Genomic DNA, 2,843 nt, shown 5'->3' on the forward strand with positions numbered 1-2,843 from the left:
AGAGTCCGTCTCTTCTCTTTAGAGAAGAAAAACCCCTTGGGTGTTGTATGGTTAAGCCTCACGGGCAATTAGTATCAGTTAGCTCAATGCCTCGCAGCACTTACACACCTGACCTATCAACGTTGTAGTCTTCAACAACCCTTTAGAGACCTTAAAGGTCTAGGGATGACTCATCTTGAGGCTCGCTTCCCGCTTAGATGCTTTCAGCGGTTATCGATTCCGAACTTAGCTACCGGGCAATGCATCTGGCGATACAACCCGAACACCAGCGGTTCGTCCACTCCGGTCCTCTCGTACTAGGAGCAGCCCCTCTCAATCATCCAACGCCCACGGCAGATAGGGACCGAACTGTCTCACGACGTTCTAAACCCAGCTCGCGTACCACTTTAAATGGCGAACAGCCATACCCTTGGGACCGACTTCAGCCCCAGGATGTGATGAGCCGACATCGAGGTGCCAAACACCGCCGTCGATATGAACTCTTGGGCGGTATCAGCCTGTTATCCCCGGAGTACCTTTTATCCGTTGAGCGATGGCCCTTCCATTCAGAACCACCGGATCACTATGACCTGCTTTCGCACCTGCTCGAATTGTCATTCTCGCAGTCAAGCGGGCTTATGCCATTGCACTAACCTCACGATGTCCGACCGTGATTAGCCCACCTTCGTGCTCCTCCGTTACTCTTTGGGAGGAGACCGCCCCAGTCAAACTACCCACCAGGCACTGTCCGTAACCCCGATAAGGGGCCAACGTTAGAACATCAAGCATACAAGGGTGGTATTTCAAGATTGACTCCACAACCACTGGCGCGGTTGCTTCAACGTCTCCCACCTATCCTACACATGTAGGGTCAATGTTCAGTGCCAAGCTATAGTAAAGGTTCACGGGGTCTTTCCGTCTAGCCGCGGGTACACAGCATCTTCACTGCGATTTCAATTTCACTGAGTCTCGGGTGGAGACAGCGTGGCCATCATTACGCCATTCGTGCAGGTCGGAACTTACCCGACAAGGAATTTCGCTACCTTAGGACCGTTATAGTTACGGCCGCCGTTTACCGGGGCTTCGATCAAGAGCTTCGACCGAAGTCTAACCCCATCAATTAACCTTCCGGCACCGGGCAGGCGTCACACCGTATACGTCATCTTTCGATTTTGCACAGTGCTGTGTTTTTAATAAACAGTTGCAGCCACCTGGTATCTGCGACTCCCGGCAGCTTAGAGAGCAAGTCTCATCACCGCTAGGAGCGTACCTTCTCCCGAAGTTACGGTACCATTTTGCCTAGTTCCTTCACCCGAGTTCTCTCAAGCGCCTTGGTATTCTCTACCTGATCACCTGTGTCGGTTTGGGGTACGATTTCTTATAATCTGAAGCTTAGAAGCTTTTCCCGGAAGCATGGCATCAATGACTTCACTACCGTAGTAGCTCGACATCGTATCTCAGCCTTAAGATGGTCCGGATTTGCCTAAACCATCAGCCTACATACTTGGACCTGGACAACCGTCGCCAGGCTCACCTAGCCTTCTCCGTCCCTCCATCGCAATTATAAGAAGTACGGGAATATTAACCCGTTTCCCATCGACTACGCCTTTCGGCCTCGCCTTAGGGGTCGACTTACCCTGCCCCGATTAACGTTGGACAGGAACCCTTGATCTTCCGGCGAGGGAGTTTTTCACTCCCTTTATCGTTACTCATGTCAGCATTCGCACTTCTGATACCTCCAGCACACTTTACAATGCACCTTCAACGGCTTACAGAACGCTCCCCTACCCAATGTGAACAAGTTCACATTGCCGCAGCTTCGGTGTATAGCTTAGCCCCGTTAAATCTTCCGCGCAGGCCGACTCGACCAGTGAGCTATTACGCTTTCTTTAAATGATGGCTGCTTCTAAGCCAACATCCTGGCTGTCTGAGCCTTCCCACATCGTTTCCCACTTAGCTATAACTTTGGGACCTTAGCTGGCGGTCTGGGTTGTTTCCCTCTTCACGACGGACGTTAGCACCCGCCGTGTGTCTCCCGGATATTACTTACTGGTATTCGGAGTTTGCAAAGGGTTGGTAAGTCGGGATGACCCCCTAGCCTTAACAGTGCTCTACCCCCAGTAGTATTCGTCCGAGGCGCTACCTAAATAGCTTTCGGGGAGAACCAGCTATCTCCGAGTTTGATTGGCCTTTCACCCCTAGCCACAAGTCATCCGCTAATTTTTCAACATTAGTCGGTTCGGTCCTCCAGTAAGTGTTACCTCACCTTCAACCTGCCCATGGCTAGATCACTCGGTTTCGGGTCTAATCCTAGCAACTAATTCGCCCAGTTAAGACTCGGTTTCCCTACGGCTCCCCTAAACGGTTAACCTTGCTACTAAAATTAAGTCGCTGACCCATTATACAAAAGGTACGCAGTCACCCAACAAGTGGGCTCCTACTGCTTGTACGTACACGGTTTCAGGTTCTATTTCACTCCCCTCACAGGGGTTCTTTTCGCCTTTCCCTCACGGTACTGGTTCACTATCGGTCAGTCAGGAGTATTTAGCCTTGGAGGATGGTCCCCCCATGTTCAAACAGGATATCACGTGTCCCGTCCTACTCGATTTCACTAAGACTGCATTTTTGGTTACGGGGCTATCACCCTGTATCGCTGTACTTTCCAGTACATTCACCTAACGCAGAACTAGCTTAAGGGCTAATCCGGTTTCGCTCGCCGCTACTACCGGAATCTCGGTTGATTTCTCTTCCTCGGGGTACTTAGATGTTTCAGTTCCCCCGGTTTGCCTCATTAACCTATGTATTCAGTTAATGATACTTGCTTATGCAAGTGGGTTTCCCCATTCGGAAATCCCAGACTCAAG

The 2,843-nt window shown here is 50.8% G+C and carries 1 rRNA gene; it reads right to left on the reverse strand.

Features of this window, described 5'->3' with window-relative positions:
- Positions 1–47: 47 nt before the first annotated feature.
- A 23S ribosomal RNA gene (locus CIK00_RS20975) occupies positions 48–2,843 on the reverse strand; the annotation flags it as partial.

This window comes from Photobacterium carnosum (genome assembly GCF_002849605.1).
GTDB classification, from domain to species: domain Bacteria; phylum Pseudomonadota; class Gammaproteobacteria; order Enterobacterales; family Vibrionaceae; genus Photobacterium; species Photobacterium carnosum.